Origin of the sequence: Ralstonia sp. Ralssp110, assembly GCF_047325135.1 — a bacterium.
GTDB classification, from domain to species: Bacteria; Pseudomonadota; Gammaproteobacteria; order Burkholderiales; family Burkholderiaceae; genus Ralstonia; species Ralstonia mojiangensis.
The window spans coordinates 145096-168277 of sequence record NZ_CP168609.1 but is presented as its reverse complement, the minus strand read 5'-3'; the positions used below and the strand labels follow the sequence as shown (position 1 = coordinate 168277).

Annotated in this window: 22 protein-coding genes; 11 read left to right on the top strand and 11 right to left on the bottom strand. The window is 65.2% G+C overall.

The window, feature by feature from the left end; genetic code table 11:
• Positions 1-27 precede the first annotated feature (27 nt).
• Both sctR and ACEN9T_RS01420 read left to right on the top strand, forming a co-directional pair.
• Positions 28-687, top strand: coding sequence for a type III secretion system export apparatus subunit SctR (gene sctR / locus ACEN9T_RS01425; RefSeq protein ID WP_092971978.1), 660 nt, complete (start codon positions 28-30; stop codon positions 685-687).
• Between the two features lie 11 nt (positions 688-698).
• Complete coding sequence (locus ACEN9T_RS01420) at positions 699-1469, top strand: lytic transglycosylase domain-containing protein (RefSeq protein WP_413706204.1); 771 nt, start codon at positions 699-701, stop codon at positions 1467-1469.
• A 38-nt stretch (positions 1470-1507) separates the two neighbouring features.
• On the opposite strand, the gene ACEN9T_RS01415 is transcribed toward ACEN9T_RS01420, so the two are convergent.
• Positions 1508-2587 (bottom strand): helix-turn-helix transcriptional regulator, encoded by a 1080-nt coding sequence (locus ACEN9T_RS01415; protein ID WP_175537119.1) that lies wholly within the window; start codon positions 2585-2587, stop codon positions 1508-1510.
• Between the two features lie 450 nt (positions 2588-3037).
• On the opposite strand from ACEN9T_RS01415, the gene modB reads away from it, so the two are divergent.
• Both modB and ACEN9T_RS01405 read left to right on the top strand, forming a co-directional pair.
• Positions 3038-3724: a molybdate ABC transporter permease subunit gene (modB, locus tag ACEN9T_RS01410; RefSeq protein WP_092971980.1), complete on the top strand. Its 687-nt coding sequence runs from the start codon at positions 3038-3040 to the stop codon at positions 3722-3724.
• Positions 3721-4464, top strand: coding sequence for an ABC transporter ATP-binding protein (locus ACEN9T_RS01405; protein ID WP_092971981.1), 744 nt, complete (start codon positions 3721-3723; stop codon positions 4462-4464). Before modB ends, ACEN9T_RS01405 begins: the two co-directional genes overlap by 4 nt.
• On the opposite strand, the gene ACEN9T_RS01400 is transcribed toward ACEN9T_RS01405, so the two are convergent.
• From ACEN9T_RS01400 to ACEN9T_RS01385, 4 genes are all read right to left on the bottom strand, one after another.
• The gene (locus ACEN9T_RS01400) at positions 4461-4958 is read right to left on the bottom strand and encodes a flavodoxin family protein (protein WP_413706203.1); all 498 of its coding nucleotides are present in this window, start codon (positions 4956-4958) and stop codon (positions 4461-4463) included. The two genes, ACEN9T_RS01405 and ACEN9T_RS01400, sit on opposite strands and share 4 nt — an antisense overlap.
• Positions 4959-4964: 6 nt before the next feature.
• Entirely contained in the window at positions 4965-5777 is an 813-nt protein-coding gene (locus ACEN9T_RS01395; protein WP_413706202.1) for a TOBE domain-containing protein, read from the bottom strand.
• A 66-nt stretch (positions 5778-5843) separates the two neighbouring features.
• Complete coding sequence (locus ACEN9T_RS01390) at positions 5844-6347, bottom strand: DUF6622 family protein (protein ID WP_413706201.1); 504 nt, start codon at positions 6345-6347, stop codon at positions 5844-5846.
• Positions 6348-6470: 123 nt separating this feature from the next.
• A complete protein-coding gene (locus tag ACEN9T_RS01385) occupies positions 6471-9221 on the bottom strand; it encodes an EAL domain-containing protein (RefSeq protein WP_092971985.1) in 2751 nt (916 codons plus the stop codon).
• Positions 9222-9933: 712 nt separating this feature from the next.
• On the opposite strand from ACEN9T_RS01385, the gene ACEN9T_RS01380 reads away from it, so the two are divergent.
• The 4 genes from ACEN9T_RS01380 (at position 9934) to ACEN9T_RS01365 (ending at position 12325) form a co-directional block, all read left to right on the top strand.
• Complete coding sequence (locus ACEN9T_RS01380) at positions 9934-10332, top strand: glycoprotein (RefSeq protein WP_092971986.1); 399 nt, start codon at positions 9934-9936, stop codon at positions 10330-10332.
• A complete protein-coding gene (locus tag ACEN9T_RS01375; protein ID WP_092971987.1) occupies positions 10329-10760 on the top strand; it encodes a hypothetical protein in 432 nt (143 codons plus the stop codon). The genes ACEN9T_RS01380 and ACEN9T_RS01375 overlap by 4 nt, the downstream gene beginning before the upstream one ends.
• A gap of 52 nt (positions 10761-10812) precedes the next feature.
• Positions 10813-11736: a helix-turn-helix domain-containing protein gene (locus ACEN9T_RS01370; protein ID WP_413706200.1), complete on the top strand. Its 924-nt coding sequence runs from the start codon at positions 10813-10815 to the stop codon at positions 11734-11736.
• Between the two features lie 148 nt (positions 11737-11884).
• The gene (locus tag ACEN9T_RS01365) at positions 11885-12325 is read left to right on the top strand and encodes a universal stress protein (RefSeq protein WP_092972309.1); all 441 of its coding nucleotides are present in this window, start codon (positions 11885-11887) and stop codon (positions 12323-12325) included.
• 62 nt (positions 12326-12387) lie between these two features.
• Here the strand turns inward: ACEN9T_RS01365 and ACEN9T_RS01360 are convergent, their stop codons facing one another.
• The 3 genes from ACEN9T_RS01360 to ACEN9T_RS01350 form a co-directional block, all read right to left on the bottom strand.
• Complete coding sequence (locus ACEN9T_RS01360) at positions 12388-12942, bottom strand: Spy/CpxP family protein refolding chaperone (RefSeq protein ID WP_092971989.1); 555 nt, start codon at positions 12940-12942, stop codon at positions 12388-12390.
• Positions 12943-13047: 105 nt separating this feature from the next.
• Positions 13048-13707, bottom strand: a complete 660-nt coding sequence (locus tag ACEN9T_RS01355; RefSeq protein ID WP_413706199.1) for a response regulator — start codon at positions 13705-13707, stop codon at positions 13048-13050.
• The gene (locus ACEN9T_RS01350) at positions 13691-15247 is read right to left on the bottom strand and encodes an ATP-binding protein (RefSeq protein ID WP_413706198.1); all 1557 of its coding nucleotides are present in this window, start codon (positions 15245-15247) and stop codon (positions 13691-13693) included. Before ACEN9T_RS01350 ends, ACEN9T_RS01355 begins: the two co-directional genes overlap by 17 nt.
• A 262-nt stretch (positions 15248-15509) precedes the next feature.
• Between ACEN9T_RS01350 and ACEN9T_RS01345 the strand changes: the two genes are divergently transcribed.
• Complete coding sequence (locus ACEN9T_RS01345; RefSeq protein WP_413706582.1) at positions 15510-16289, top strand: AraC family transcriptional regulator; 780 nt, start codon at positions 15510-15512, stop codon at positions 16287-16289.
• A 92-nt stretch (positions 16290-16381) separates the two neighbouring features.
• Positions 16382-17290, top strand: coding sequence for a DMT family transporter (locus tag ACEN9T_RS01340; RefSeq protein ID WP_413706197.1), 909 nt, complete (start codon positions 16382-16384; stop codon positions 17288-17290).
• Here the strand turns inward: ACEN9T_RS01340 and ACEN9T_RS01335 are convergent.
• On the bottom strand, positions 17287-18867 hold the full coding sequence (locus ACEN9T_RS01335; RefSeq protein ID WP_413706196.1) for a TerC family protein: 1581 nt from the start codon (positions 18865-18867) through the stop codon (positions 17287-17289). The genes ACEN9T_RS01340 and ACEN9T_RS01335 overlap by 4 nt on opposite strands.
• Before the next feature lie 123 nt (positions 18868-18990).
• On the bottom strand, positions 18991-20397 hold the full coding sequence (locus tag ACEN9T_RS01330) for a cytochrome-c peroxidase (RefSeq protein WP_413706195.1): 1407 nt from the start codon (positions 20395-20397) through the stop codon (positions 18991-18993).
• A 274-nt stretch (positions 20398-20671) separates the two neighbouring features.
• Here ACEN9T_RS01330 and acpA point away from each other — a divergent pair, with 274 nt between their 5' ends.
• Complete coding sequence (gene acpA / locus ACEN9T_RS01325; RefSeq protein WP_413706194.1) at positions 20672-22834, top strand: acid phosphatase; 2163 nt, start codon at positions 20672-20674, stop codon at positions 22832-22834.
• A gap of 66 nt (positions 22835-22900) precedes the next feature.
• Here acpA and ACEN9T_RS01320 read toward each other — a convergent pair whose 3' ends face one another.
• Positions 22901-23149 (bottom strand): dodecin, encoded by a 249-nt coding sequence (locus ACEN9T_RS01320; protein ID WP_024978611.1) that lies wholly within the window; start codon positions 23147-23149, stop codon positions 22901-22903.
• Positions 23150-23182 lie beyond the last annotated feature (33 nt).

The window sequence follows — 23182 nt, the reverse complement described above, 5'->3', positions numbered from 1 at the left end:
AACGCATCGACACACTCGACACACCCAATGGGAAACCTGCCCAATCCCGTAGCGATGATTGCCGTGGTGGCGGCGCTGGGCATCGCGCCCTTTGCCGCGCTCATGGTCACGAGCTACACCAAGCTGGTGGTGGTGTTTGGCCTGCTGCGCTCGGCGCTGGGCATTCAGCAGGTACCGCCCAACATCGTGCTCAACGGCATCGCGCTGATCCTGACGGTGTTCATCATGGCGCCGGTCGGCATGGACATGGTCGACAACCTGCGCGGGCGCAACTTCAACCTGAGCAGCCAGATGAGCGTGGACGACGTGATCGCCATCCTCGATGCCGCGCAGCCGCCGGTGAAGAAATTCCTGGAGACCCATACGCTGGAATCGGAGCGCAACTTCTTCGTCAAATCCGCCACGAGCATCTGGCCCAAGGAGCGCGCCGCCGGCCTCAAGAACGACGACCTGACGGTGCTCGTGCCGAGTTTCACCCTCACCGAGCTGATCAAGGCGTTCCAGGTGGGCTTCGTGCTCTACATCATCTTCGTGGTGGTCGACTTGGTGGTGGCCAACCTGTTGCTGGCCTTAGGCATGCAGATGATTGCGCCGACCACCATCTCGGTGCCGTTCAAGCTGCTGCTGTTCGTGATGCTCGATGGCTGGTCGGTCCTGGTGCACGGGCTCGTGCTGTCTTATCGATAGAGGTGGCGACCATGCGTGTCAGTGCTTTTATCGTTGCCGCCATGGCGTTTGGGGTCTGCATGGCAGCCACGTCTGCCGTAGCGGGGCCACGCATTGATGCGCGCGCCTTCGCCACGCTGGCTGCCACATGCGCGCCACGCGTTGATCGCCTCACGCTCGAAGCGCTGGTGCGCACGGAGTCTGCCTACAACCCGTATGCGATCGGCGTGGTGGGCGGCAGGCTTGTGCGCCAACCGGCCACGCTGGAAGAAGCCGTCGCAACCGCGCGTTCACTGGAGCGCCAAGGCTACAACTTCAGTGTCGGGCTCGGGCAGGTCAACCGCTACAACCTTGCGCGCTTTGGCGAGACACTGGAAACCGCGTTCGACGCCTGCCGCAACTTGCGTGCAGGCGGCACCATCCTCGCCGAGTGCTTTGCACGCTCATTGCCGCGCTACGGAGATCAGCAGCAGGCGTTGCGCGCGGCACTGTCGTGCTACTACAGCGGCAATTTCGAGACCGGCTTCCGCCATGGCTATGTGCAGAAGGTTGTCGCCAACGCTGGCGACGTGCCTGCCATCGTGCCCGACGCTGCCGGTGGGCGAATCGAGCCGATTCCTGTCGTGCCCGCCGGCGGCGCTACGCCGGCTGCAAGGGCACCCCGCCCCGCCTCTGCACCAGCGCAACCACGGGTGCTGACCGGCAGCGCGTGCACGGGCCAGACCGGCCGGCAGGTGATGATCGTTGCGTGCAATCGCGCCGACGGCGCGTCGTGCCTGCGCTGCGTGGCACTGCCGCGCTGAACGCCGCGCGGCAGCTTCCACATCGCCCCTTCCCCCCGTCAGATCAGGTTCAGGCGGCCCGCAATGTAGGCCAGCTGAGCGCGGTTGGTCGCGCCGTAGCGGCGGCGAATCAGGCGCAAGTGGTAATCAACGTTGTGCGCCGTGGTGTGCAGTTTGATGGCGATTTCCTTGTCGCTCATGCCCGCGGCCAGGCACGTCAGCACACGGCTTTGCATGACGGTGAGCGGTGCCTCTTCACCGGATACGCACGTGTTGCGCGTGAACGTTTGCAGTGGCGCCCGCCAAACCTGATGCAGCGCCATGCCAAAGAGGATCGACTGGCCAAGCACACTGTCGCTGATCCATTCCCGCCCTGCATGCGGCGAGCTGAGGCTGACGATTGCATGGTTCATGCCCTTGCCCGCGCCCAGGCTGAACATCACGCCGCTGCGCAGGCCGTGTTCGTCCATCGCCTGCAGCAGCGCGCGCATTGTGGGCTCCATGCGCGCCTGGCCGCGCGCCAGCGATGCCAGATCCCACACCAGCGGCATGCCGGTGGCAAACACCGCGGGCAGGCGCGGGTCGACAGTGAACAGACGCTCGTCGCAATAGCGCTGCAGGAACCGCGGCGCCACGTAGTTCTTGAGCATGGCCACCGTGGGCGGCGCGTTTTCGTGGCGCTCGGTCAGCGCGTAGGTGAGGGACGAAAAACCCATCAGCCCCATCAGCCCGGACACAATGCGTGCGCGCTCGGCCACCCCGCGTGCGGCCTGCAGTTCGGCAGCCAGGCGCAGGCGACCCGGCTGTGCAGGCGCGGGCTCGAACAGCAGCGCGTGCTCGTCCACGGGAACAACGTCCGTGCCGGACGGCAGCGGCACGAAGAAGCGATCGCCATTGGCGGCATCGTCTGCTGCGGTGCGCGCGGCCAGGGAATCGGCGTGCCCGGGTAGCGATGCGCTGTCCGCCTTCGGGGACAGCGCATCCAGGTCGAGCTGGAGGGAAGCGCCTGGGCAGGTGGAAACACCGGACTGCGCGTCCGCCCCCTTGAGCGCGGTGCGCATGTCCATCAGCAGCGCCACGTCTTCGGCGCGGGGGAAACGTACTGCCTGCAAACCATCTGAGCGATGTGCGGCGGCCATTGCCGTCCTCCGGTCATGTTGGAAACACCTGCTTGGCCGCCGGAAAGCTTCCGGCCATAGCCAAGACTGTTTCCCCCCCGGGGGATGACATTTGCTGTGCGGTGACCCTGAGCACCGCTGGGCATGGATCGTGAAAAGCGACGTCCGGCCTACGTTTTGGCGCATTGTTGCAAGCCGACGGCAAGGTTGTCCAACAAAACTTTTTAGTGCCCCACCATCGACGTGGCTTATGTTGCAACGCAGCGGAGGACGCCGCTGACAGCGGTGGCAGGACGGCGCATCCATGCCCCTTGCGGCATGCCGGACATCATTGTGTCAGGATTGACCGTGCGTTATATCCAACCCTATATTGCGAATAATTAACCCAATCTGTCGCCGGCGCCCAACGCGTCACCTCGTGGTTTGCGGGAATCATCCGGCCAGCCAACCGCACCTTCGCAACGTATCCGCATGTCCGCTTCCATCTGGACGCCTCTGCTGCTCTCACTCAAGGTGGCCGGCTGGGCGACCGTCCTGAACCTCGTGCTGGGCGTGGGCGCGGCTTACGCGCTCGCGCGCACGCGCAATCGCCTGCGCGACGTCATCGACTCAATCCTGACGCTGCCCCTCGTACTGCCGCCCACGGTGCTCGGTTATTACCTGCTGGTGCTGCTGGGCCGGCGCGGCACGATCGGGGGGTGGCTCGACAGCCTCGGGATTCAGCTCGTCTTTACGTGGCAGGGTGCGGTGATTGCCTCCACGGTGGTGGCGTTTCCGCTGGTCATGAAATCCGCACGCGCTGCCTTTGAAGGCGTGGATCACCAACTGGAAAATGCGGCGCGTGTGCTGGGCCTGCCGGAGGCTGCCGTGTTCTTTCGCGTCACGCTGCCGCTGGCCGCACGCGGCATTGCCGCTGGCGTGCTGCTGGCCTTTGCGCGTGCATTGGGCGAATTTGGTGCCACGCTCATGATTGCCGGCAACCTGCCGGGCCGCACGCAGACGCTTTCCGTGGCTATCTACGAAGCCGTGCAGGCCGGCGACGACGCCACGGCCAATACGCTGGTGCTGATCACCTCACTCACCTGCATCGTAGTGCTGGTGGTTGCCAGCCGGCTGCTGCAAGGGCGCGCGCCCAGCCTGCAGGAGCAACTGGCATGAGCGGCGGCATGATCGACCTCGTCGTGCAGAAAACGCTCACCAGCGCGGCGCGTGTGTTCTCGCTGGACATTGCCGTACGCTCGGACAGCCGGCGCGTGGTGCTGTACGGGCCGTCGGGCGCTGGCAAGAGCCTCACCTTGCGCGCCATTGCCGGCCTCATGACGCCCGAGCGCGGCCGCATCGTGCTGAACGGCCGTACGCTGTTCGACCACGCCGAGAGCATCAACCTGAGCGCGCAGGAACGCCGCGTCGGCTACCTCTTCCAGGACTACGCGCTCTTCAACCACTTGACGGTGGCGCAGAACATCGCGTTCGGACTCAAGCGCGGGTGGTTCAACCCGCCCCGCCGCACACGCGACCCTCGCGTGCAGCAGTGGATCGACACATTCGAGCTAGGCGCCGTCGCCGCCAATTACCCGACGCAGATTTCCGGCGGGCAGCGCCAGCGTGTGGCGCTGGCCCGCGCGCTGATCGCCGAGCCGTCCATGCTGCTGTTAGACGAGCCCTTTGCCGCACTGGACCCGGCGCTGCGCACGCGCATGCGTTCCGAGCTGTCTGCCCTGCAAGCGCGGCTGCAGGTGCCGATGCTGATGATCACGCACGATCCGGCCGATGTGGAGATCTTCGGAGACCACGTATTCGAGCTGCGCGATGGCCGCGTCGTGGCCGATGCCGTGCGCGCGCCCGATGCGGCGCCGCTATCGCCGTATCCGCATCTGACGGCGGTGCTGAACCGCTAGAAAACGCCTAACGCGAGCCCGGTTGCCATGGCCTGCCCGAGGGTGCGGCAGCGCTCCAGATCGTCTGCCCCGATGTGCTTGAGAGCCAGGATGGCCTCGGGCGTTTGCGCATGCGTGCAGACGATGAGCGGTCCGGCCACGGCCTTGAGCCGCCAGCCGGTGGCAATGCGCTCAATCTGGCGCACCGCGTTCTGGCCATCGCTGCCTGCACAGATCAGGCATGCGTATGGCCGGCCGTTGATACGGTCGAGCATCGGGTAATAGCAGCGGTCGAAAAAATCCTTGAGCTGTCCGCTGATGGCCGCGAGGTTTTCCGGTGTCGCGAAGAGATAGCCGTCCGCCGCCAGCACATCGTCGGGGCCAGTCTGCGCCGCGTGCAGCAACCGCACGGCAACGCCGCCCTCTTCCGCGGCACCCGCCTGCGCGGCCTCAGCCATCTGGCGCGCACCGCCCGTCATTGAGTGGTAGACGATCAACAGGGTTTTGGGCGTCATGAAGGCTTAAGCCAATCCCAGGATCACGCTCGACGCCTCAAAGACGGCCACGGCTTCCACGCCTTCGGCGAGCGCCAGTGTTTCCACAGCGGTACGCGAGAGCATGGCCACCAGCACCGTTTCTCCCGCCAACGCAGCGTTCGCATCCAGCAGGCGCAGGCGCACTTCGGCCTGCACCGCGCCATCGCGGATTTCCGTGACCACGCATGGCAACTGGTTTTCTGCCGAGACGCGCCACTCGCCGGCGCCACGCATCAGCATCACAGCAGGCGCCTTGATGAGCGCGACGGCCTGCACGCCCGGCGCCAACCCCAGCACGCGCGTGCTTTCCTGCGTGATGGTGGCGGCGACAGCCTGGCCGCCGGGCAGACGCAGCGTCACCACATCGTTGACAACGCCCGGTGCGACCGATTCGACCGTGCCGAACAGCGCATTGCGCGCGCTCGTGCGCAGCATCAGGCGGCGCAGCAGGTTGACGTCTTCACTGGCGGCTTGCGCGGCGGCATCCAGGCGCTCGACAAAGCGACGGTGTTCGGTTTCCAGCGCGCGAAAGCTCTCGATCAGCCGTTGCGCGCGCGGCGTCAGCACACTGCCGCCACCGCCCTTGCCGCCCGTGGTGCGCACCACCAGCGGCTCGCCGGCCAGGTTGTTCATGGTGTCGATGGCGTCCCACGCGGCCTTGTAGGAAAGACCTACCGCTTTTGCGCCTGCGGTGATGGAGCCGGTCTGCCCGATGGCAGCCAACAGTTCGATCCGGCCACGCCCGCCCCAGTTGTCTTCACCGGCGCGCAGCCAGATGGTGCCGTCGAGTTCCAGCATGTCGTCCCGTCTTGGATGGAGATTGCAACATGCAGGATGTTAACGTGTTAACACCGATTCGCTGGCTCAAGCCGCCGCCAGGCGCGGCGTACGCACATGCAGCAGCACCGAGCGCGAGAGCAGCAGGCCACCCAGGAAGCCGAACAGCGCGCTGAACAGCGCCATGAAACTGCCGGAGTGCGAGACTTCCGGATGCATCGCCAGCATCACGTTGTAGGCATAGCGGGACGCGAACAGACCCACGACCACCACCATCGGCACCCAGCTTCCGGGCACGCGCACGGTGTCGGCAGTTTCGGACACGGCGCCGTTGGGCGGCGACATGTACGTCAGCAGGAATGCCATCAGAACGGCCACCAGCCACATCGTGAGCGCCAGCGCGCTGCCATGGCTTGCCATCGACACACCGTAAAGCGAATACGCGGCCACCACCAGCGGCAGTACGATCAGGCGGCGGCGCGACACGATGCGGGGCTGCATCTGACGCACCCCGATGGCGATCAGCACGGCAAACACGACGAACACCCAGGTGGGCGTGTGCGAAACGATGGAGGCGATCGATTCGAGCATGGCGGTCTCCCTGTTGGAATGACGCCAGCTTAGGTGCCGGCCCCCGCACGCGGGAGCGGATTGCGACGAACGGCAGAAACCCCGGTGTGAACGGCTCAGTCAGCCATGCAGCCGGCCGGGCGGTCAGCCCAGCGCCGCGCGTACGCCGGCATCCACCACCGACAGGTGCGCCCGCAGCAAACGGTCGAAACCCTCGGCCGTGACGGGCTTGCCGATGTAGTAACCCTGGATTTCCTGGCAGCCCGCCTTGGCAAGAAACTCCACCTGGTCGGCGTCTTCCACACCTTCGGCGGTGACGGTCATGCCCAGGGCGCGCGCCATGGCGACGATGGCCTCCGTCAGCGCCACGGAATCCGGATCGCCCGGAATGCCGGTGATGAACGAGCGGTCGATCTTCACGTTGCTGATCGGGAAGCGCTGCAGATACGACAACGATGAATACCCGGTACCGAAATCGTCGATGGAGATCCGGATGCCCTGCGCGGTGAGCGCATCGAACATGGGGCGCACTTCATCCGCACCGCCCATCAGCAGGCTTTCGGTAATTTCCACTTCGAGCGCGGTTGGCGGCAGCCCGGTGTCGGCCAGCGTCTGCTCGATCATGGGCACCACGTCGCCGGCCTGGAACTGGCGCGCCGACAGGTTGACCGCCATGCGGAAGTCATAGCCCAGCGCTTCGTACCAGATCACGGCCTGCTCGCAGGCGCGGCGCAAGACCCATGCGCCAATCGGCACAATCAGACCGGTCTCTTCCGCCACCGGGATGAACTCCACCGGCGAGATCGCCCCGAGCTTGGCGCTGTTCCAGCGCAGCAGTGCCTCGGCGCCGACGATGCGATGGCTGGCCAGGTCGTATTTGGGCTGATAGACGAGCTGCAGTTCGTTGTTCTCGCGCGCATCGCGCAGCGCGTTTTCCAGCATGTAGCGGCGTTGCAGGCGGGCGTTCAGTTCAGCCGTGTAGAACTGCGCGCGGTTGCGGCCATTCTGCTTGGCGCGGTACATGGCGGCATCGGCCGAACGCAGCAGGTCGGAACCCGAGATGCCGTCGTGCGGATACAGCGCCACGCCAATCGACACGCCTAAGTAATACCGTCCGTTGACAGTATCGAACGGCTCGCGCATGGCCTGCAGCAAACGTTCGGCCAGCAGCGCGATGCGCTTTCCTTCGACACGCTGGTCGATCAGGATGACGAATTCGTCGCCGCCCAGGCGGGCGATCATGTCGCCAGGGCCGATGCAATCGGTCAGGCGGGCGGCGGCGCTTTGCAGCAGCGTGTCGCCGCAGGCATGGCCGGCGGTGTCGTTCACGCTTTTAAAGCGGTCGAGGTCAAGGAAGAAAAGCGCCAGTTCGCGGCTCTCGTCGCGTGCGCTCTCAATGGCGCTTTCCAGGTGTGCGATGAAGAAGCTGCGGTTGGTCAGCCCTGTCAGCGCATCGTGCGCGGCCAGATGGCGCAGGCGCTGCTCGGCGCGCTTGATGTCGGTGATATCGGCAAACGACAGCATCACGCTACTGGGCGTGGGCTCGGCGTGACGACGAATGGGAATGATGTTCTGCCGCACCCACATCAGCTCGCCCGTCTTGAGCAACAGCCCATACACGCGGCCGAAGATGGGTTCGCCAGTGCGCAGAACCTGCCCGGACGGCATCATGGTCGAACCGATTTCCTTGCCGTCTTCATCCACGACGCGTTGAATCGGGTCGAGCCGGTTACGCCCGACAAGCTGCCCAGGACGCACGCGCAGGATGCGCTCGGCGCTGGCGTTGGCGGCCTGCACCACACCGTCCGGCGACATGATGACGACGCCTTCGTGCAGGTTCGAGATCGCCAGGCGATAGCGTTCTTCGCTTTCGGCCAGGCCGCGCTCGACGTTGTCCTTCTGAATGGCAACGCCTGCCAGGTGCGTGACGTCGTCGAGGAAATGCTGTTCTTCTTCCACGGGCATGCACGGTTGTCGATAGAACAACGCGAGCACACCAAGCTTGTCCCCGCGCGATGAACGGATCGGCAACGCCCAGGCAGAAGCAAAGCCCGCCGCCAGCGCCGCCGTGCGCTCACGCTGCCAGCGCGGGTCGGTCGCAATGTTGTCGATGAAAACGGCGTCACCCAGGAATACGGCGCAACCGCATGCGCCAACATCGGGGCCGACTGGTGTGTTTTCCAGCGTGGCGGCATAGGCCGCGGGCAGCGTAGGCGCGGCGGCCACACTCAGGGTCTGGGAGTCGGCGTCCAGCAGCAGCAGCGCCGACATGGCATTCGGGTAGACCTGCTCGACGTACAGGCACAGATGGCGCAGCACCGTCGACAGCGTCGCATTGGAGGCAAGTTGCGCAAGCACGGCATTCTCCGAAGCGAGCAGGCGGCGCGCATGCAGTGCTTCGGCGCGAGCCTGTACGGCGTGGCGCTCCAACGCATGGCGCGACACGGCTTCGCGCAGCACGATCATGACGGCGGGCTGCCCCTCGTGCTCGCACGCGGCGGCTTCGCTGGCAACCAGCACGTGCGTGTAGTCGGCGCGCACCAGACGGTGTTCGACCGGCTGTGCAGAGACGCCGCTGCTCACCATGCCCGCCAGGCGCGGAACCACCTGGGCAACGTCATCAGGATGAATCAGGCCGGCGAGTTGCAGGCCGGCCAGTTGCGCTGGATCCTGCGCGCCCAGCAAGCGGGCGGCTGCCGGGTTGGCTCGCACGAGGCGCCCGTCCACGGTCAGCAATACCGCGTCGGACGACAGCCGTGACAGCGCATCGAAATCGGTACCACGCACATCAGTCATCGCCCCGACCATGGCCGCCACCGGACGTTGCGCGGCCTGGGGGCCCAGCGCAACGTCTGCAGGAGAGGCTCCGGCCTGGGCCGGAAGAAACTGGGTCATGGGCAATGCGATGGCTTGAGCGATAACAGCAACAGCAGTGGCAATGGGAAAGCGAGAGGGAGACTACACGTGTCTCGACCCTAACCACAACGGCGCGCCGGCAGAAAACTGAAGGGTGCTGCGTGCGATACCCCTGACGGGCGTGTGGCGGCCGTCCTACGTTGCATGCCCCAAGAAAAAACCCGCGCTCAGTTGACGAGGCGCGGGTTGAAATCTCTGGACCGTGTCGATCTGTTCCAGAGAGGAGAACCGACCCATGAGGCAAGCGAGGCAAAGCTGCATCGCATCGCCATGTTGTGAATCATAGTTGCCCCCTTGGAAAAACAAAGGGCGGAAAAGACCGGATATTTCGTCCCATTTTCATTTCCGCCGACCCATTTGTTTTGGCACTGCACGAACCCCTGTGCTGCTTATCCCGCCTGCTTACATCGCCTGCATGTGCGAGCCTTATGGGCGGTTCGTTTCACGATGCAGACGATGCCGGAAAAATCTCCCCGGCGTATCGGTTGGTCGCTACATTGGCAAGAATGTTCCAAGCTGCCAGATTATGTCGGTTCACATGAAGCATTTTGCGCAGGCAAAATCACGTCGGAGTGGCTCATGAGGCAGATTGCCGCGTCAAGTTCGGGCGCGGCGTGCCGTTACTGGTCGAAAGAGCGCGCCTGTTCCGTGACCTAGCAGGCGCAATTTGGATGCCCGTTCCTGGACTGTCATGCCGTCTCTGTCTCCCCCCACTGGATCGCTTTCACGGCGCACGACGCGGTTGCTGATTGCCGTGAGCGTGCTGGCCGTCCTTGTTGCGTTGCCGCGCGCACACGCTTCAACGCCGCCCGCGGCCGCAGTTGTGCCTGCCCCCAGCCGGCCACCCGTTGCTGCTGCCCCGCCCGCACCGATTCCGGCCGCTAAGACAACCAAGGCGACGACGGTTGCCTCTACCGCCCCGACCTGCCAAGCGATCATGCGGCGCCTGTCGGGCAGCCTGGCTGCCACGCCGAGCACGGCCGATAAGCCGGGCACCGTGATGATCGACGTGGACAAGGCGGGCGTGATGATGGCCTGCAGCCATTCCGACTCCATTGCCATCCCTGTACCGGGTGGCAAGCCGCGATGACACCCTTCGTCTTCGCACACCGTGTCATGGCCGGCATGCTGGCGGCGCTGGCAGCGCTGTCCATGCCGGTGGCCGGTGCGGAGCGCTGGATCAGGCTGGCCGATCAACCGGACAGCTACGCATCGCTCGACGTCGGAAGCATCCAGCGCATGCCCAGCGGGCCGGTCAGCGCATGGGTGCGCGTAGAAGCGTCGAACCGCTCGGGCATGCGCTCGCTGCAACGCATGTTCGGCGCCTTTCGCGGCGACATGGCCGATTTTCTGTACACCATCGATTGCCGCAGCCGGCAGTTCTCCGTCTCGCAAGCCAAGCTGTATCAAGGCGCGCTGACCGTCAGCGAACGACAGCTCGCCAACGATGCGGGCTGGCAACGCGTGGATGCCGTGGGCCTGGCCGGCGAGGTGGCGCGCCAGCTCTGCAGCGGATAGCGTCCAGGCTTCTTGCATCGCATCGCGGTGCCATCGTTGGTAACATCAACGCGTGCGCCCCGCTCCCAAGTCCCCTTCGCTTCAGCCTGCCGACCCTCGCGTAACCGCAGACGCGAGCGTCTTCGGCACGCTTGCACGCGGCTCGCGCGCATCGCTCGAGCGCGTGACGAATCTGGGCGATGGGGTGACCGCCGCCATCTGGCGCAACGAGCACGACGAGGCGCGCTACATCCAGCCCGAGCACCACACGCTTTCGGTCTATCTGCGGGGCGGGTACACCACGCACCGCCAGGATCTGCCGCACCTGTTCGGTGCGCCGGGGCGCGTCTGCATGCTGCCGGCCGAACACCAGTCGAGCTGGGTAATCGAGCAGCCGATGCGTTTCGTTCATCTGTATTTCACGCCTGACGCGTTGGCGGGGCACGCCGTACGTTTGCTCGACGCAGAGCCCCGCCTGTTCACGCTGCACGACCGCACCTTCATTGAAGATGTTCATCTCGCACAAGCCTGCGCGAACATCGCTCAGCTCGACTGGACCGACCTGGACGACCGCATGCGCGCCAACGCGCTGGCCAACGACACGCTGTCGTATCTCGTGCAGACCCAGGGCCGCACGCGGGCGCTGGCCGTACGTGGCGGACTGGCGCCGCACGTATGCCGGCGCATTGCCGCGCGTATCGATGCCGAGCTGCATCTGCCCCTGTCGCTCGGGCAACTCGCAGCAGAAGCAAACCTGTCGGAGTTCCATTTCGCACGGATGTTTCGGGCATCGTTCGGGGTGGCGCCGCATGAGTGGGTGATGCAGCAACGCATGGCGCGCGCGCAAACGCTGTTGCGCACTACAACCCTTGCGCTGGCGACGATTGCCGAGCGCTGCGGCTTTGCCAGCGCCAGTCATTTCAGCCGGCGATTTGCTCTGCAGCTCGGCGCGTCGCCGTCGCGCTACCGGCAGGCGTGGCACGGGGCTAGGCCGTAGCCTGCCACGTCAATATGCGAACGACCGTGCATCGCGATCGCCCGGCTCTCCATATCAGCCGAAAAGCTGCGCTGGACTAGCGTTTTCCACGATAGAGGCGCATCGGCGGGCGCAGTAACGTGGAGATGGGTTCCCCATGGAGACCGCCATGTTTACCCATATCCTCCTGCCGACCGACGGCTCCGAACAGTGCCGCAAGGCCATCGACGGCGCGCTCAAGCTGGCGCGCGCCACGGGTTGCCGCCTCACCGCCTACACGTGCATTGAAGAATTCCCCAACATGGCCTATTCGGCCGGCGTGGGCGAGTGTCCGCATGCGCACTACATGGAAACGGTGCAGGGCCACGCCAAGGACTGCATCGACCGCATTGCAGAGCGCGCCCGGGAAGAAGGCGTGCAGTTCGACAGCGATGTGTCGCAGTTTCCCGAGCCCTATCTGGGCATCCTGGATGCGGCAAAGCGGCACGCGTGCGACGTCATCTTCATGGCATCGCACGGGCACCGCAGCCTGATGGGACGACTGTTGATCGGCAACGAGACGCGCAAGGTGCTGACCTACGCGCATGTTCCGGTGGTGGTCTACCGCTAGGCATCCGTTCACGGGCCGCCCTGCGGACCGGGAACCGATTTCATCTTTGGGCCAATCCCGAATTACATCATCGGTGCGGGTTCCAGCCCGCCTTCTCCGGGCTCGAGCTCGGCCACACGCTGAGCCTCACGGTCGGCGATCTGCTTGCGCTGCTCCGGCGTGAGCACCTGCATGATCTTGGCGCCAGCCTGCGCGCGCAACTGCGCTTCGCGAGCCACGGCGCGGCCCAACGATTCAGTCAGGCTGCGCGCACGCGCTTCGTCATACTGACCCGAAGCCACCATCTGATGCAGATCGCGCCGGGCGTGCTCGATGGCCTTGCGCTGTTCGCGCGCTTCGGGCATCTGCGCATATTCGATGGCGAAGATCTTGTCGCGCTGCTCTTCGGTCAGCTTCAGGCCGTGCAGGAAGGGCGCGCCGCCATGATGCGGGCCCATGCCACGCGGGCCGCCGGGGCCCATGCCTGGCCCGCGCTCCATCATGCCCGGACCATGTGGTGACATAGGTGGCATGGGCGAGAGCGGATCAGCGCCGGGCCCGGCGGTCTGGGCCAGCGCGGCGCACGAGAGCAAAAGTCCGGCGGCAATACCGGCCACGCGGGAAGTCACTGCGGTCATGTTGAGGCTCCTGATGAGATCGTCGGCCGGACATGCCAGCCATACGCTCACTGTAGCCATCGACATCGCACCAAAGGTGGGCAAACAGAGGAGTTTTCTTGAACCTCAGGCGTCAAGGCGATAACCCACGCCATAGACGGAATGGATCAGGTCGGTGCCCGGGCTCACCTGCTCCATCTTGCGGCGCAGGTTCTTGATGTGGGTATCGACCGTGCGGTCGGTCACGATGCGGTGGTCGTCGTAGATCTGCTCGAGCAGGTTCGATCGCGACAGAATGCGCCCCGGTGCGCCCGCCAGCGCAGCCAGCAGGCGAAACTCCACCGGCGTGAGGTCGAGGCGCTGCCCGCGCAGCGTGGCGGCATAGGCGGCACCGTCGATCTGCAAGGCGCATTCCGGCATGCCGCCACCGCGCTGTACGCGGCGCAGGATGGTCTTGATGCGCGCCACCAGTTCGCGTGGGCTGAAAGGCTTGCAGACGTAATCGTCGGCGCCCAGCTCCAGGCCGAGCAGGCGGTCGATTTCTTCAACACGCGCCGTCACCATGACGATGGGCACCTCGCTGAATGCGCGTACCTCGCGGCAGATTTCCAGGCCGTCCTTGCCGGGCAGCATCAGGTCGAGCAGCACGAGTTCGGGTGCCGTCTCGCGAATGCGCTGCGTGGCATGCGTGCCATCGGCCAGCCACTCGGTCTCGTAATGAGCGGCGCGCAGATAGTCGGTCATCAATGCGGCCAGCTTGGGTTCGTCTTCAATGATCAGAATCATGGTCGGCTAGCGGATCAAGCACATCAAGAACAGGCAGGCGGATGGCGATCCACAGCCCGCCCAATGGCGAATGTCTGGCGTCAATGGTGCCGCCGTGTGCGGCAATGATGGTCTGGCACAGGCTCAGGCCCAGGCCAGCCCCGCCCTGCGCCCGGCTGCGTGAGGCATCAACGCGGAACAGGCGATCGAAGATGCGCGGCAGCATCGCCTCGGGCACGCCCGGCGCGCTGTCCTGCACGTCGATCTGCTGCCAGTCACCGTCCTGATGCACGTGCACACGCAGCGTGCCGCCGGCATCGGTATAGCGCAGCGTGTTCTCCAGCAGGTTCTGCATGACCTGCCGCAGACGCTGCGCGTCGCCCTTGACCAGCGTCTCGTGCGACGGCGCCTCCGGCAAGTCCAGTTGCAACGCGATGCCCTTTTCCATCAGGCGGGGCGTGAAGCCCTGCACGGCGCTGCACACGGTATCGGCCAGATCCAGCGGCTCCATGTGGAAAGCGAGCGCGCCTACATCGGCCAGCGAGAGTTCGTACAAGTCGTCGATGAGCTTGTTGAGCGTCGCCACCTCCGCCTGCAATGAGGCGAGCGAGGTGGCCGTCAGCGGGCGCACGCCGTCTTCCAGAGCTTCCAGTTCACCGCGCAGCACGGCCAGTGGCGTGCGCAGTTCGTGCGAGATGTCGGCCGTGAGCTGACGCCGCATCTTCTGGTTGGCCTCCAGCGATGCTGCCAGGTGGTTGAAATCCGCCGCGAGCCCGCCGAGTTCATCGCGCGAATGCACGTCGACACGGGTGGCGTAGTCCCCATCGGCCATGCGGCGTGCGGCATCCGTCAGCCGGCGCATCGGAGCGAGCAGACCGCGTGCGAGCAGCACCGCCACCAGCGCCGCCAGCAGAACCGACAGCCCCGCGATGATCCACGTGGCGCGCAGCTGCTGCGCCTGGAATGCCTGGTCGGCGCCCTCGGGGACCCGCACGCGCGGGGGCATGGCCAGCCAGCCGATGGTCTGGCCGTTATGGTGCAGTTCCTGCCATCGCGCGTTCGGCCCGAGCGGCGGCCCGTCTCCAATGACGACGTTGCGCTGCGCATCAAGCAGCCAGATTGGCGAGTGCGGCATCGGCGGCTCGCCGGGCGGGTGCGAGGGCATGCTCCCTGCGGGAGGCGGGCCGGGCGGCGGCGGCATGTCTCCGTCGATGCCGCGGTCCGGGCCGGGTGGGAGCGGATCAAAGCGATGGCCCGGTGGCAGGTCGAAGCGATCGCCGCCCATGCCGTTGGCGCGTGCCCGGGCGCCCTCGCGGCGCAGCAGGCGGAACCACGCCATGCGATCGTTGCGCAGGAAATCCCAGTTGCCGTGCTGCGTGTAGGCACCCTCCACGCCCTGCGCGAGCACGGCCATGCGCTCGGATTCGCGCGCGTTCACGTAGTCGAGAAAATTGGCGTCAAAGCGCCAGCGCACCGCCGCGCCCATGGCGAGCGCAACAACGATGCTCAGCATGAACAACGCGACGAACAGCTTGGAGGTGATACCGAAAGACGGGCGCATGGATCAGTCAGGGGCTGCCGGGCTCCGCTAGCAGGAGCGGTTCCCGCACTGCCCGGCAGCAGGCACGGCCTCATCTTACCGGGCGCGCTGCCGCAGAAAGCGCCAGCATACCAACCGCCTGTGGGCAAAAAATGAGCGAAATGCGAAGAAAGCGTATGCTGCTGCCACGCTACAGATCCATATATTCGCGTATCCCCTTCACAAGGAACCGCCCTTGCCCAGCCGGTCGGCCAACCTCGCGTTTTCGATGCATCGCTGCGCCATGCGCGGCGTGGAAGCCGTCGCCGCAGATTCTGGCCACGCCTTCCCGCGCCACACGCATGGCCAGTTCGGCATCGGCATCGTTGATCGGGGGGCGCAGAGATCATTCAGCGGACGCGGCACGGTAGAAGCCGGCGCAGGCGACGTCATCACGGTCAATCCGTTTGAAGTGCACGATGGAACACCCATCGGCGATGCCGGCCGCGCATGGCGCATGCTTTACCTCGACCCCGGCGTGGTCGCAGAGTTGGCGACGGACCTGCACCCCGGCCACTGCGGCGACGCTGAATTTGACCGCCCTGTCATCCACGACACAGACCTCGCCCCTCGCATGCACCTGTTGTTTGCGCAGATGACGGTGCCCGCCGCGCAAAGCGATGCACTGCTGCGCGAGCAGTTGCTGTTCTCCGTCCTGGCAGACGCGCTGCACGCCGCCAACGACCGTACCAACCACCACATTGAAACAGCCCCCGACGCCATCCGGCTTGCCCGCACCCGCATCGACGACGACCCCGCGGCCGCCATCTCCCTGCTCGACCTCGCGCGCGAGACCGGCCTGAGCCGCTTCCAGGTATTGCGCGGCTTTGCCCGTGTCACGGGCCTCACGCCCCACGCCTATCAGGTGCAGCGCCGCGTGGCCCTCGCGCGCCGGCTGATCGCCCAAGGGCAGCCGTTGGCGGAAGTGGCGGCCGCCTGCGGCTTTGCAGATCAAAGCCACATGACGCGGCAGTTCGTGCGCAAGTACGGCGTATCGCCGGGCATGGTGGCGGCGGCGCGCTAGCCGCATCCTCCGCACCCTCGCGCTGCAATTTCGTTCAAGACGCGCACATCGCGTGCGCCCATCCTGCGGCTTCCACCCACGCAGGATGCGATATGTCCAAACGACTCGAAGGTTGTCTCTACCTTGCCCTGGCGATGGTGCTGGTGGGCAGCACCGTGGCGGCCAGCAAGATCATCGCGGCGGGCTTGCCGCCCTTTACAGCGACGGCGTTGCGCTTTGCGATGGCACTGCCGATGTTCCTCGTCATCATGCGCATGACCCGTTCGCGCTGGCCCGTGCTTGCACGCCGCGACTGGGTGCTGCTCTTCCTGCAGGCGGCCGCCGGCAGCGTGGGCTATACGACGCTGCTCATTTCGGGCCTGCGGCACACGTCTGCCGCAGACGCGGGCGTCATCATCGGGACGCTGCCGGTCATGTCGGCGCTCATTGCAATCGTGCTGCTGGGCGAACGGCCCGGCCGCGCGGTGCTGGGGGCGATTGGGCTGGCCACCGCCGGCGTGCTGGCCATCGCCCTGCAGCCGCACGGCGACGCGACGCATCCGCTGCTGGGCAATCTGCTGGTGATGGGCGCAGTGGTGTGCGAGGGGCTCTTCATCCTGCTCAACAAACGCCTGCGCACGCCCGTACCGCCGCTTGCGCTGTCGGCATTGATGAGTGCATTCGGTTTGCTGACGGCGCTGGCGCCCGCGCTGTGGGAAGCGCCGTGGCAGCTGCACGCATCGGTGCAGACAACGCACGCGCTGATGGCGGTGGCGTACTACGCCATCGTGCCAACAGTGGGCGGTTTTGTGCTGTGGTATGCCGGGGCCGCGCGCGTGAGCGGCGCGGAGGCGTCGCTGTTTACCGCGCTGGCGCCTGTGGCAGCCATGATATTTGCAGCAACGCTGCTCGGCGAGGCCGTCAGCACGCGCCAGGTCAGTGGCATCGCCTGCGTGCTGGCGGCGGTGCTCAGCCTTGGCCTGGTGCGTGCACCACGGCCGGTCACATCGACGACGTCTTAGGCTTCCGCCTCGGGTGCCGTCACATCTTCCATGCGCTCGATCCGCACGCGCACGATGCGGCGGCTGGCGGCTTCGAGAATCTGGAAGCGGAGGTCGTGGCGAACCAGCGTGTCGCCTACTTCGGGCAGGCGGTCCCACTGGTTGAAAAGGTAGCCACCGAGGCTCGTGGCGCCGCCGCCTTCATCGAGCAGCCAGTCGACATGCAGGACATCTTCGAGCTGGCGCAGGTCGGCCTCGCCGGCGACTTCCCAGCAGCCATCGCTGACTTCCACCACGCCCAGGCGTTCGTCCTCATCGGGGAATTCACCGGCAATGGCTTCGAGCACGTCGATGGGCGTCACCACGCCCTGCACCACGTCCAGCGGATCGGTCACCAGCAGCATGCGCCCGCGCGCACGCTTGAGCTGATCCATCAGGCGGAGGATGCCGATGTTGTCGGACACCTTGAGCGCAGGCTTCACGCTGCGGTCTACGTCGATTGAGCCGCGGGTGTCGAGATCGCCCATCAGGTCCTTTGCGCGAGCAACGCCCACCAAGTCATCCAACCCGCCGCGGCAGACCGGAAACTGGTTATGCGGCACAGCCAGCAGCAACTTGCGCGTGACGGCCGCATCGGCATCGATATCCACCCACGAAATATCGTGGCGCGGCGTCATGATCGAGCGCACCGAACGTTCGGCCAAATCCAGCACGCCGCTGACCATGCTGCGCTCTTCCGGGCGGAACACGGTCTCGGGCACGGACTTGCCGGTCTCGTGCGAAGCGGCTTCGTGCGATTCAGACTCTGCCGGCGCGCCACGGCGGTCGCCCAGCAAGCTCAGCACGGCATCGGCAGTGCGCTCGCGCAGCGGGCGCCGGCGCTCGTAGCGCACGGTATTGCGCTGGGCCACCTGGTTGAAGAACTCGATCAGGATCGAGAAGCCGATGGCGGCATACAGATAGCCCTTCGGAATATGAAAGCCCAGGCCCTCGGCAACGAGCGAGAAGCCGATCATCAGCAGGAAGCTCAGGCACAACACCACCACCGTGCGATGCGCGTTGACGAATTCCGTCAGCGGCCGCGAAGCAAACAGCATGGCGCCCATCGCGATCACCACGGCCGCCATCATCACCGGCAAATCGTTGACCATGCCCACGGCGGTGATGACGGAGTCGATGGAGAACACCGCATCGAGAATCACCACCTGCGCGATCACGTTCCAGAACTTGCCGTGACCGCTGCCGTGGCTTTCGTCCTGCGGCTGGCCGTCCAGACGTTCATGCAGCTCGGACGTGGCCTTGAACAGCAGGAAGAAACCACCCAGCAGCAGGATGATCGATCGGCCCGACAGGTCGACCGGCCCCAGCGTGAGCAACGGCTTGGTCAGCCCGATCAGCCACGACATGGCGGCCAGCAGCACCATGCGCATCAGCAACGCCAGGCCTAGACCGATCATCCGGGCCCGGTCTCGCAGCGCTGGCGGCAGCTTGTTGACCAGGATGGCGATGAAAACGAGGTTGTCGATGCCGAGAACAATCTCGAGCACCACCAGGGTGAACAGGCCGATCCAGATGGACGGGTCAGCAAGCCAGGTCATAGCGGGAAGTAGAAGACAGCAAAAAGACGATCCGCCGATGATAACCGCAGCGCACGCGCGGCCTTGCGGGAATCCCTCGCAAGGTGTTGCAACAAACGGGCCGCGAGGCTTGGAGCCGGCGGTTCAGCGCTGTGCAACGCGGCTGCCGCCCTGGGCACCGGATTGCGCTGTCCGCACGGGGCGGTAGCCGTCGGAGAGCGTCTTGAGGAAGGCAACGATGTCGCGCACATCAGCCTCGGACAGCACGGGCGTGTCGCCGGGCTTGCCGCCAAACGGCGGCTCCATGTTGACGTTGGCGCGGTATTGGGGCGGCAGGTCATCAAACTTGTCGACCGTGCCGTCTGCCTTGCGCGGGTACCACTTCTGCGGCTGCGTGTCGCGCTGGGCGTAGAAGCGCACCGCGTCTTCCAGCGAATGGACCGCGCCGTTGTGGAAGAACGTCTTGCGCAGCGCCACGTTGCGCAGCGAGGGCGTGCGGAAGCGGCCGCAGTAGTCGGCGCGGTCTTTCAGATCGGTCCGGTCAGGCCCGCACAGGCCCAGATCGAAGAACTTCGGATCAGCATTGGCGGCCAGCGTGCGGTTGCGTGGAACGCCCACGGCAATGTGGCCGAAATCGGTGAAGGCCGGGAATGCACCGTCCTGCTTGATGGCGCTCACGTGGCACGAGGCGCAATTGCCCTTGGCTGGATCGGAAAACGCCTGCAGCCCGCGCATTTCCTGCGGTGAAAGCTTCGCCTGCTTGCGCAAAAACGCGTCGTACTTGCTGTCATACGGATAGAACTCGGACGGCGTTTCCTGGAAGACCTCCAGCACCATCAGTGCGGCGCGGAAGGCAGTGTCTTCGTTGTCGAGAATGTCGTTACCGAACACCTGACGGAACGTCTGTGCATGACGGCCATTGCGCAACTTGGCCACAACGCTGGCCTGCGTGCCGTTGGCCATCTCGTGCCCCGACAGCAGCGGAATACGCGCCTGGCCGTGTGTGGACGACACGCGGCCGTCCCATGTGTAGCCGCCGGTCGGACCCTGGTCTTCAGAGTCGTTACCGTCGCTTTCATAAAAGTGTTCGGAGAACGGCGGCACATTCTGCAGATAGCGCAGCGATGGCGCGGCACGCACACCGGTCTTGTTCATGCCCGTGCCGCCAAGCTGCACCGACAGATCATTCGGCGGGCCATAGGCATGCGTGGGGCTGTGGCAACTTGCGCAGGCCAGCTTGCCCGAGGCGGACATAGCCGGATCGAAGAACAGCGCCTTGCCCAATGCCGTCATCGCCGGAACCGACGGGCGGCGCGTTGCCATCATCGTGTAGAAGGCTTTTTCATAGGCCGGTGCCACCGTTGGCTTGCCGACCGTTGCCGTTGCCGCTGCCGCTGCCGGCGCCGCAGCGGCCGGTGCAGAAGCCGCCATGGTTGCGGCATGGGCTGTCGCCGAATCGCCCCGCTCGCAGCCGCCCAACCCGACGACCGCGCCCGCAAGCACCGACATAGCGATCACGCAAAACGTTGCAGCGGGCAGGACACGGGACATTTTCGACAGACGAAATTTTGGGAGCCTTGCAACTTAGCATGGCGCCCATGACACTTTGATGTCGTCAAACGTGTGTCACGTCAGCCCTTGGAGAGGTCCTATGGTGGCAAATGTCTTCAAACGTTCGGTGGTGCCCCTGCTCATCCTGATGATGGTTATCACGCTGAACTGGGGCGAAATCGGCGCTACGCCTGCGTTTTCATCATCAACTTGTCACACACAAAGCACAGACTCCGGCTCGCTTTCGTCCCCCACACAACAATCCAGGGAAATCATGAGCCGAGCGCTTCGTCTTTTGCCGCTGACCGCGTTGGTTGCGGCCAGCATGTCTGCCTGTGGTGGCAGCGATTCGAACAGCAATGCCTCCGCGTCCACCTCGGGCGTCGTGACGGGTAGCTACTTCGAACATGCCAAGGTCTGTATCGACGCCAACAACAACGGCAAGTGCGATTCGGGTGAGACCAGCACCTACACCGATGCGAACGGCGCTTACACGCTGGCTGGCTCGGGCGCCATCACCGTGGAAATTGGCACGGACGCCTTCCGCAACGACCCGGACAAGGGTACGCACACGGCCATCACGCAGCCGCTGGTGTTCCGCGCACCGGCCGGTGCCAACGCCGTTGTCAGCGCCATCTCGACCGAACTGGCTGTGCTGATGGACAGCAACGGGGGCGACATCAATGCCGCCAAGACGGCGCTCGCCGCACGCCTTGGCGTGACGATCGACAAGCTGCTGGAAGACCACAACAAGGAAACCGACGCTGGCACCAAGGCTGCCCTGCAGGCTGAAATCGACCAGGCCATCGCCCTGATCGCTGACGCCATTACCAACGGCGGCGACGTCGGCAAGAGCCTGCGTGACGGCGTGGCCAAGCGCATGGCGCTGGCCAACAACGTCAAGACGATCGTGGTGATCTACGCAGAAAACCGCGGCTTCGATAACCTGTACGGCCTGTTCCCGGGCGCCAATGGCATCCCCGGTGTGAACCCGACCTCGACGGGCACCGCCGTTGCGCAGAAAGACTTCGATGGCTCCGTGCTGCCGACGCTGCCGCCCACTTGGGGTGGCGTGACCGCGGCCGGCCAAAGCGTGCAGATCACGCAGGCGTCCACGGCCAACATGCCCAATCAGATGTTCCAGATCGACAGCCCGTCGGGCTTCGGCAGCACGGGCACGGTCGTCGGCCAGAACGTCATCACGCGTGACCTGTGGCACCGCTTCTATCAAAACCAGATGCAGATCAACGGCGGCAAGAACGACAAGTTCGCCGCCTTTGCCGACGCCGGCGGCCTGACCATGGGCTACTACGACGGCAGCAAGATGACCATGTGGAACATCGCCAAGCAATACACGCTGGCGGATAACTTCTTCATGGGCGCATTCGGCGGTTCGTTCCTGAACCACCAGTACCTGATCTGCGCGTGCGCGCCGGTCTACCCGAATGCCGCCACCTCGCCGGCCAAGGGCAGCATTGCCAACGTCAAGACGAATGCAGACGGCAGCCCGACGCTCATCCCGGCGGCAAGCTCGGTGATGGCCGGTGCGCCGACCTCATACGCAGGCGCGGCCGACGATGGCAACGCCACGAAGGACGGCAACCTGACGCCGGTCGACAGCAACGGCAATTCGTACGCCGTCAACACGATGCAGCCGCCGTACCAGCCGTCGGGCAACGCCGTAGCCAGCGGCAACGCGGCTTACGCCGATCCGACCAAGGCCACCACCCTGCCGAAGCAGTCGACCACCAACATCGGTGACCTGCTGACGGCACGTGGCGTGGACTGGGCCTGGTACGCCGGCGCCTGGAACGCGGCCATCGCCGACGCCCCCAACGCTACGCGCAGCGTGATCTACAGCGGTTCGATCCAGTTCCAGCCGCACCACCAGCCGTTCAACTACTTCAGCCGCTTCGACCCGGCCACGAGCACCGGTGCTGCTGAGCGTGCGGCCCACCTGCGCGACTACGACGCCGCCTTCCTGCAAGACGCAGCCGCAGGCAAGCTGCCCGCTGTCACGTTCTACAAGCCGCAAGGCAACCTGAACCAGCACCCGGGCTATGCCAACGTGGCTGACGGCGACGCGCACATCGCCAACGTGATCGCCCAACTGCAGAAGAGCCCGCAGTGGAAGAACATGGTGATCGTCGTGACGTATGACGAAAACGGCGGCTTCTACGACCACGCCACGGTGCCGAAGGCTGACCGCTGGGGCCCGGGCACGCGTATCCCGGCGATCGTTGTCTCGCCGTTCGCCAAGAAGGGGTTCGTTGACCACACGCAGTACGACACGGCTTCGGTGCTGCGCCTGATCACGCACCGCTTCGACCTGCCAACGCTGCCGGGTATCAAGCAACGCGACGCCGCGCTCGTCTCCAACGGCAACAAGCCGATGGGCGACCTGACCAACGCGTTGGACTTCACGCAGGCGCAATAACGCTACAACGCAGTCCTCACGAAAAAGGCGGCCGGAGCAATCCTGGCCGCCTTTTTTCTTTAACCGCTATTTGCCCTTCTTCTTGCCGGCGGGCTTTTCGCTCTCCAGCGTTTCAAGCCGCATCCCCACCTTGATCGTCACCTGCCAGTGGGCGATTCTGCCGTCCACCAGGTGGCCGCGTGTTTCCAGCACTTCAAACCAGTCCAGATGCTTGAGCGTCTCGCCCGCTCGCGCGATGGCGTTGCGGACGGCTGCATCGCTGGAGTCGGGTGAAGACCCGACCAGCTCGATCATCTTGTAGGTATGGGAACCCATATCGCCTCCTTGTTGGCATGGTTGGAACGTCGG

What these genes read in the sequence shown, in the direction of transcription:
- sctR (WP_092971978.1), top strand. Translation starts at nt 28, where the DNA reads ATGGGAAACCTGCCCAATCCCGTAGCGATGATTGCCGTGGTGGCGGCG.
- ACEN9T_RS01420 (WP_413706204.1), top strand. Translation starts at nt 699, where the DNA reads ATGCGTGTCAGTGCTTTTATCGTTGCCGCCATGGCGTTTGGGGTCTGC.
- ACEN9T_RS01415 (WP_175537119.1), bottom strand. Translation starts at nt 2,587, where the DNA reads ATGGCCGCCGCACATCGCTCAGATGGTTTGCAGGCAGTACGTTTCCCC.
- modB (WP_092971980.1), top strand. Translation starts at nt 3,038, where the DNA reads ATGTCCGCTTCCATCTGGACGCCTCTGCTGCTCTCACTCAAGGTGGCC.
- ACEN9T_RS01405 (WP_092971981.1), top strand. Translation starts at nt 3,721, where the DNA reads ATGAGCGGCGGCATGATCGACCTCGTCGTGCAGAAAACGCTCACCAGC.
- ACEN9T_RS01400 (WP_413706203.1), bottom strand. Translation starts at nt 4,958, where the DNA reads ATGACGCCCAAAACCCTGTTGATCGTCTACCACTCAATGACGGGCGGT.
- ACEN9T_RS01395 (WP_413706202.1), bottom strand. Translation starts at nt 5,777, where the DNA reads ATGCTGGAACTCGACGGCACCATCTGGCTGCGCGCCGGTGAAGACAAC.
- ACEN9T_RS01390 (WP_413706201.1), bottom strand. Translation starts at nt 6,347, where the DNA reads ATGCTCGAATCGATCGCCTCCATCGTTTCGCACACGCCCACCTGGGTG.
- ACEN9T_RS01385 (WP_092971985.1), bottom strand. Translation starts at nt 9,221, where the DNA reads ATGACCCAGTTTCTTCCGGCCCAGGCCGGAGCCTCTCCTGCAGACGTT.
- ACEN9T_RS01380 (WP_092971986.1), top strand. Translation starts at nt 9,934, where the DNA reads ATGCCGTCTCTGTCTCCCCCCACTGGATCGCTTTCACGGCGCACGACG.
- ACEN9T_RS01375 (WP_092971987.1), top strand. Translation starts at nt 10,329, where the DNA reads ATGACACCCTTCGTCTTCGCACACCGTGTCATGGCCGGCATGCTGGCG.
- ACEN9T_RS01365 (WP_092972309.1), top strand. Translation starts at nt 11,885, where the DNA reads ATGTTTACCCATATCCTCCTGCCGACCGACGGCTCCGAACAGTGCCGC.
- ACEN9T_RS01360 (WP_092971989.1), bottom strand. Translation starts at nt 12,942, where the DNA reads ATGACCGCAGTGACTTCCCGCGTGGCCGGTATTGCCGCCGGACTTTTG.
- ACEN9T_RS01355 (WP_413706199.1), bottom strand. Translation starts at nt 13,707, where the DNA reads ATGATTCTGATCATTGAAGACGAACCCAAGCTGGCCGCATTGATGACC.
- ACEN9T_RS01350 (WP_413706198.1), bottom strand. Translation starts at nt 15,247, where the DNA reads ATGCGCCCGTCTTTCGGTATCACCTCCAAGCTGTTCGTCGCGTTGTTC.
- ACEN9T_RS01345 (WP_413706582.1), top strand. Translation starts at nt 15,510, where the DNA reads ATGCGCGGCGTGGAAGCCGTCGCCGCAGATTCTGGCCACGCCTTCCCG.
- ACEN9T_RS01340 (WP_413706197.1), top strand. Translation starts at nt 16,382, where the DNA reads ATGTCCAAACGACTCGAAGGTTGTCTCTACCTTGCCCTGGCGATGGTG.
- ACEN9T_RS01335 (WP_413706196.1), bottom strand. Translation starts at nt 18,867, where the DNA reads ATGACCTGGCTTGCTGACCCGTCCATCTGGATCGGCCTGTTCACCCTG.
- ACEN9T_RS01330 (WP_413706195.1), bottom strand. Translation starts at nt 20,397, where the DNA reads ATGTCCCGTGTCCTGCCCGCTGCAACGTTTTGCGTGATCGCTATGTCG.
- acpA (WP_413706194.1), top strand. Translation starts at nt 20,672, where the DNA reads ATGAGCCGAGCGCTTCGTCTTTTGCCGCTGACCGCGTTGGTTGCGGCC.
- ACEN9T_RS01320 (WP_024978611.1), bottom strand. Translation starts at nt 23,149, where the DNA reads ATGGGTTCCCATACCTACAAGATGATCGAGCTGGTCGGGTCTTCACCC.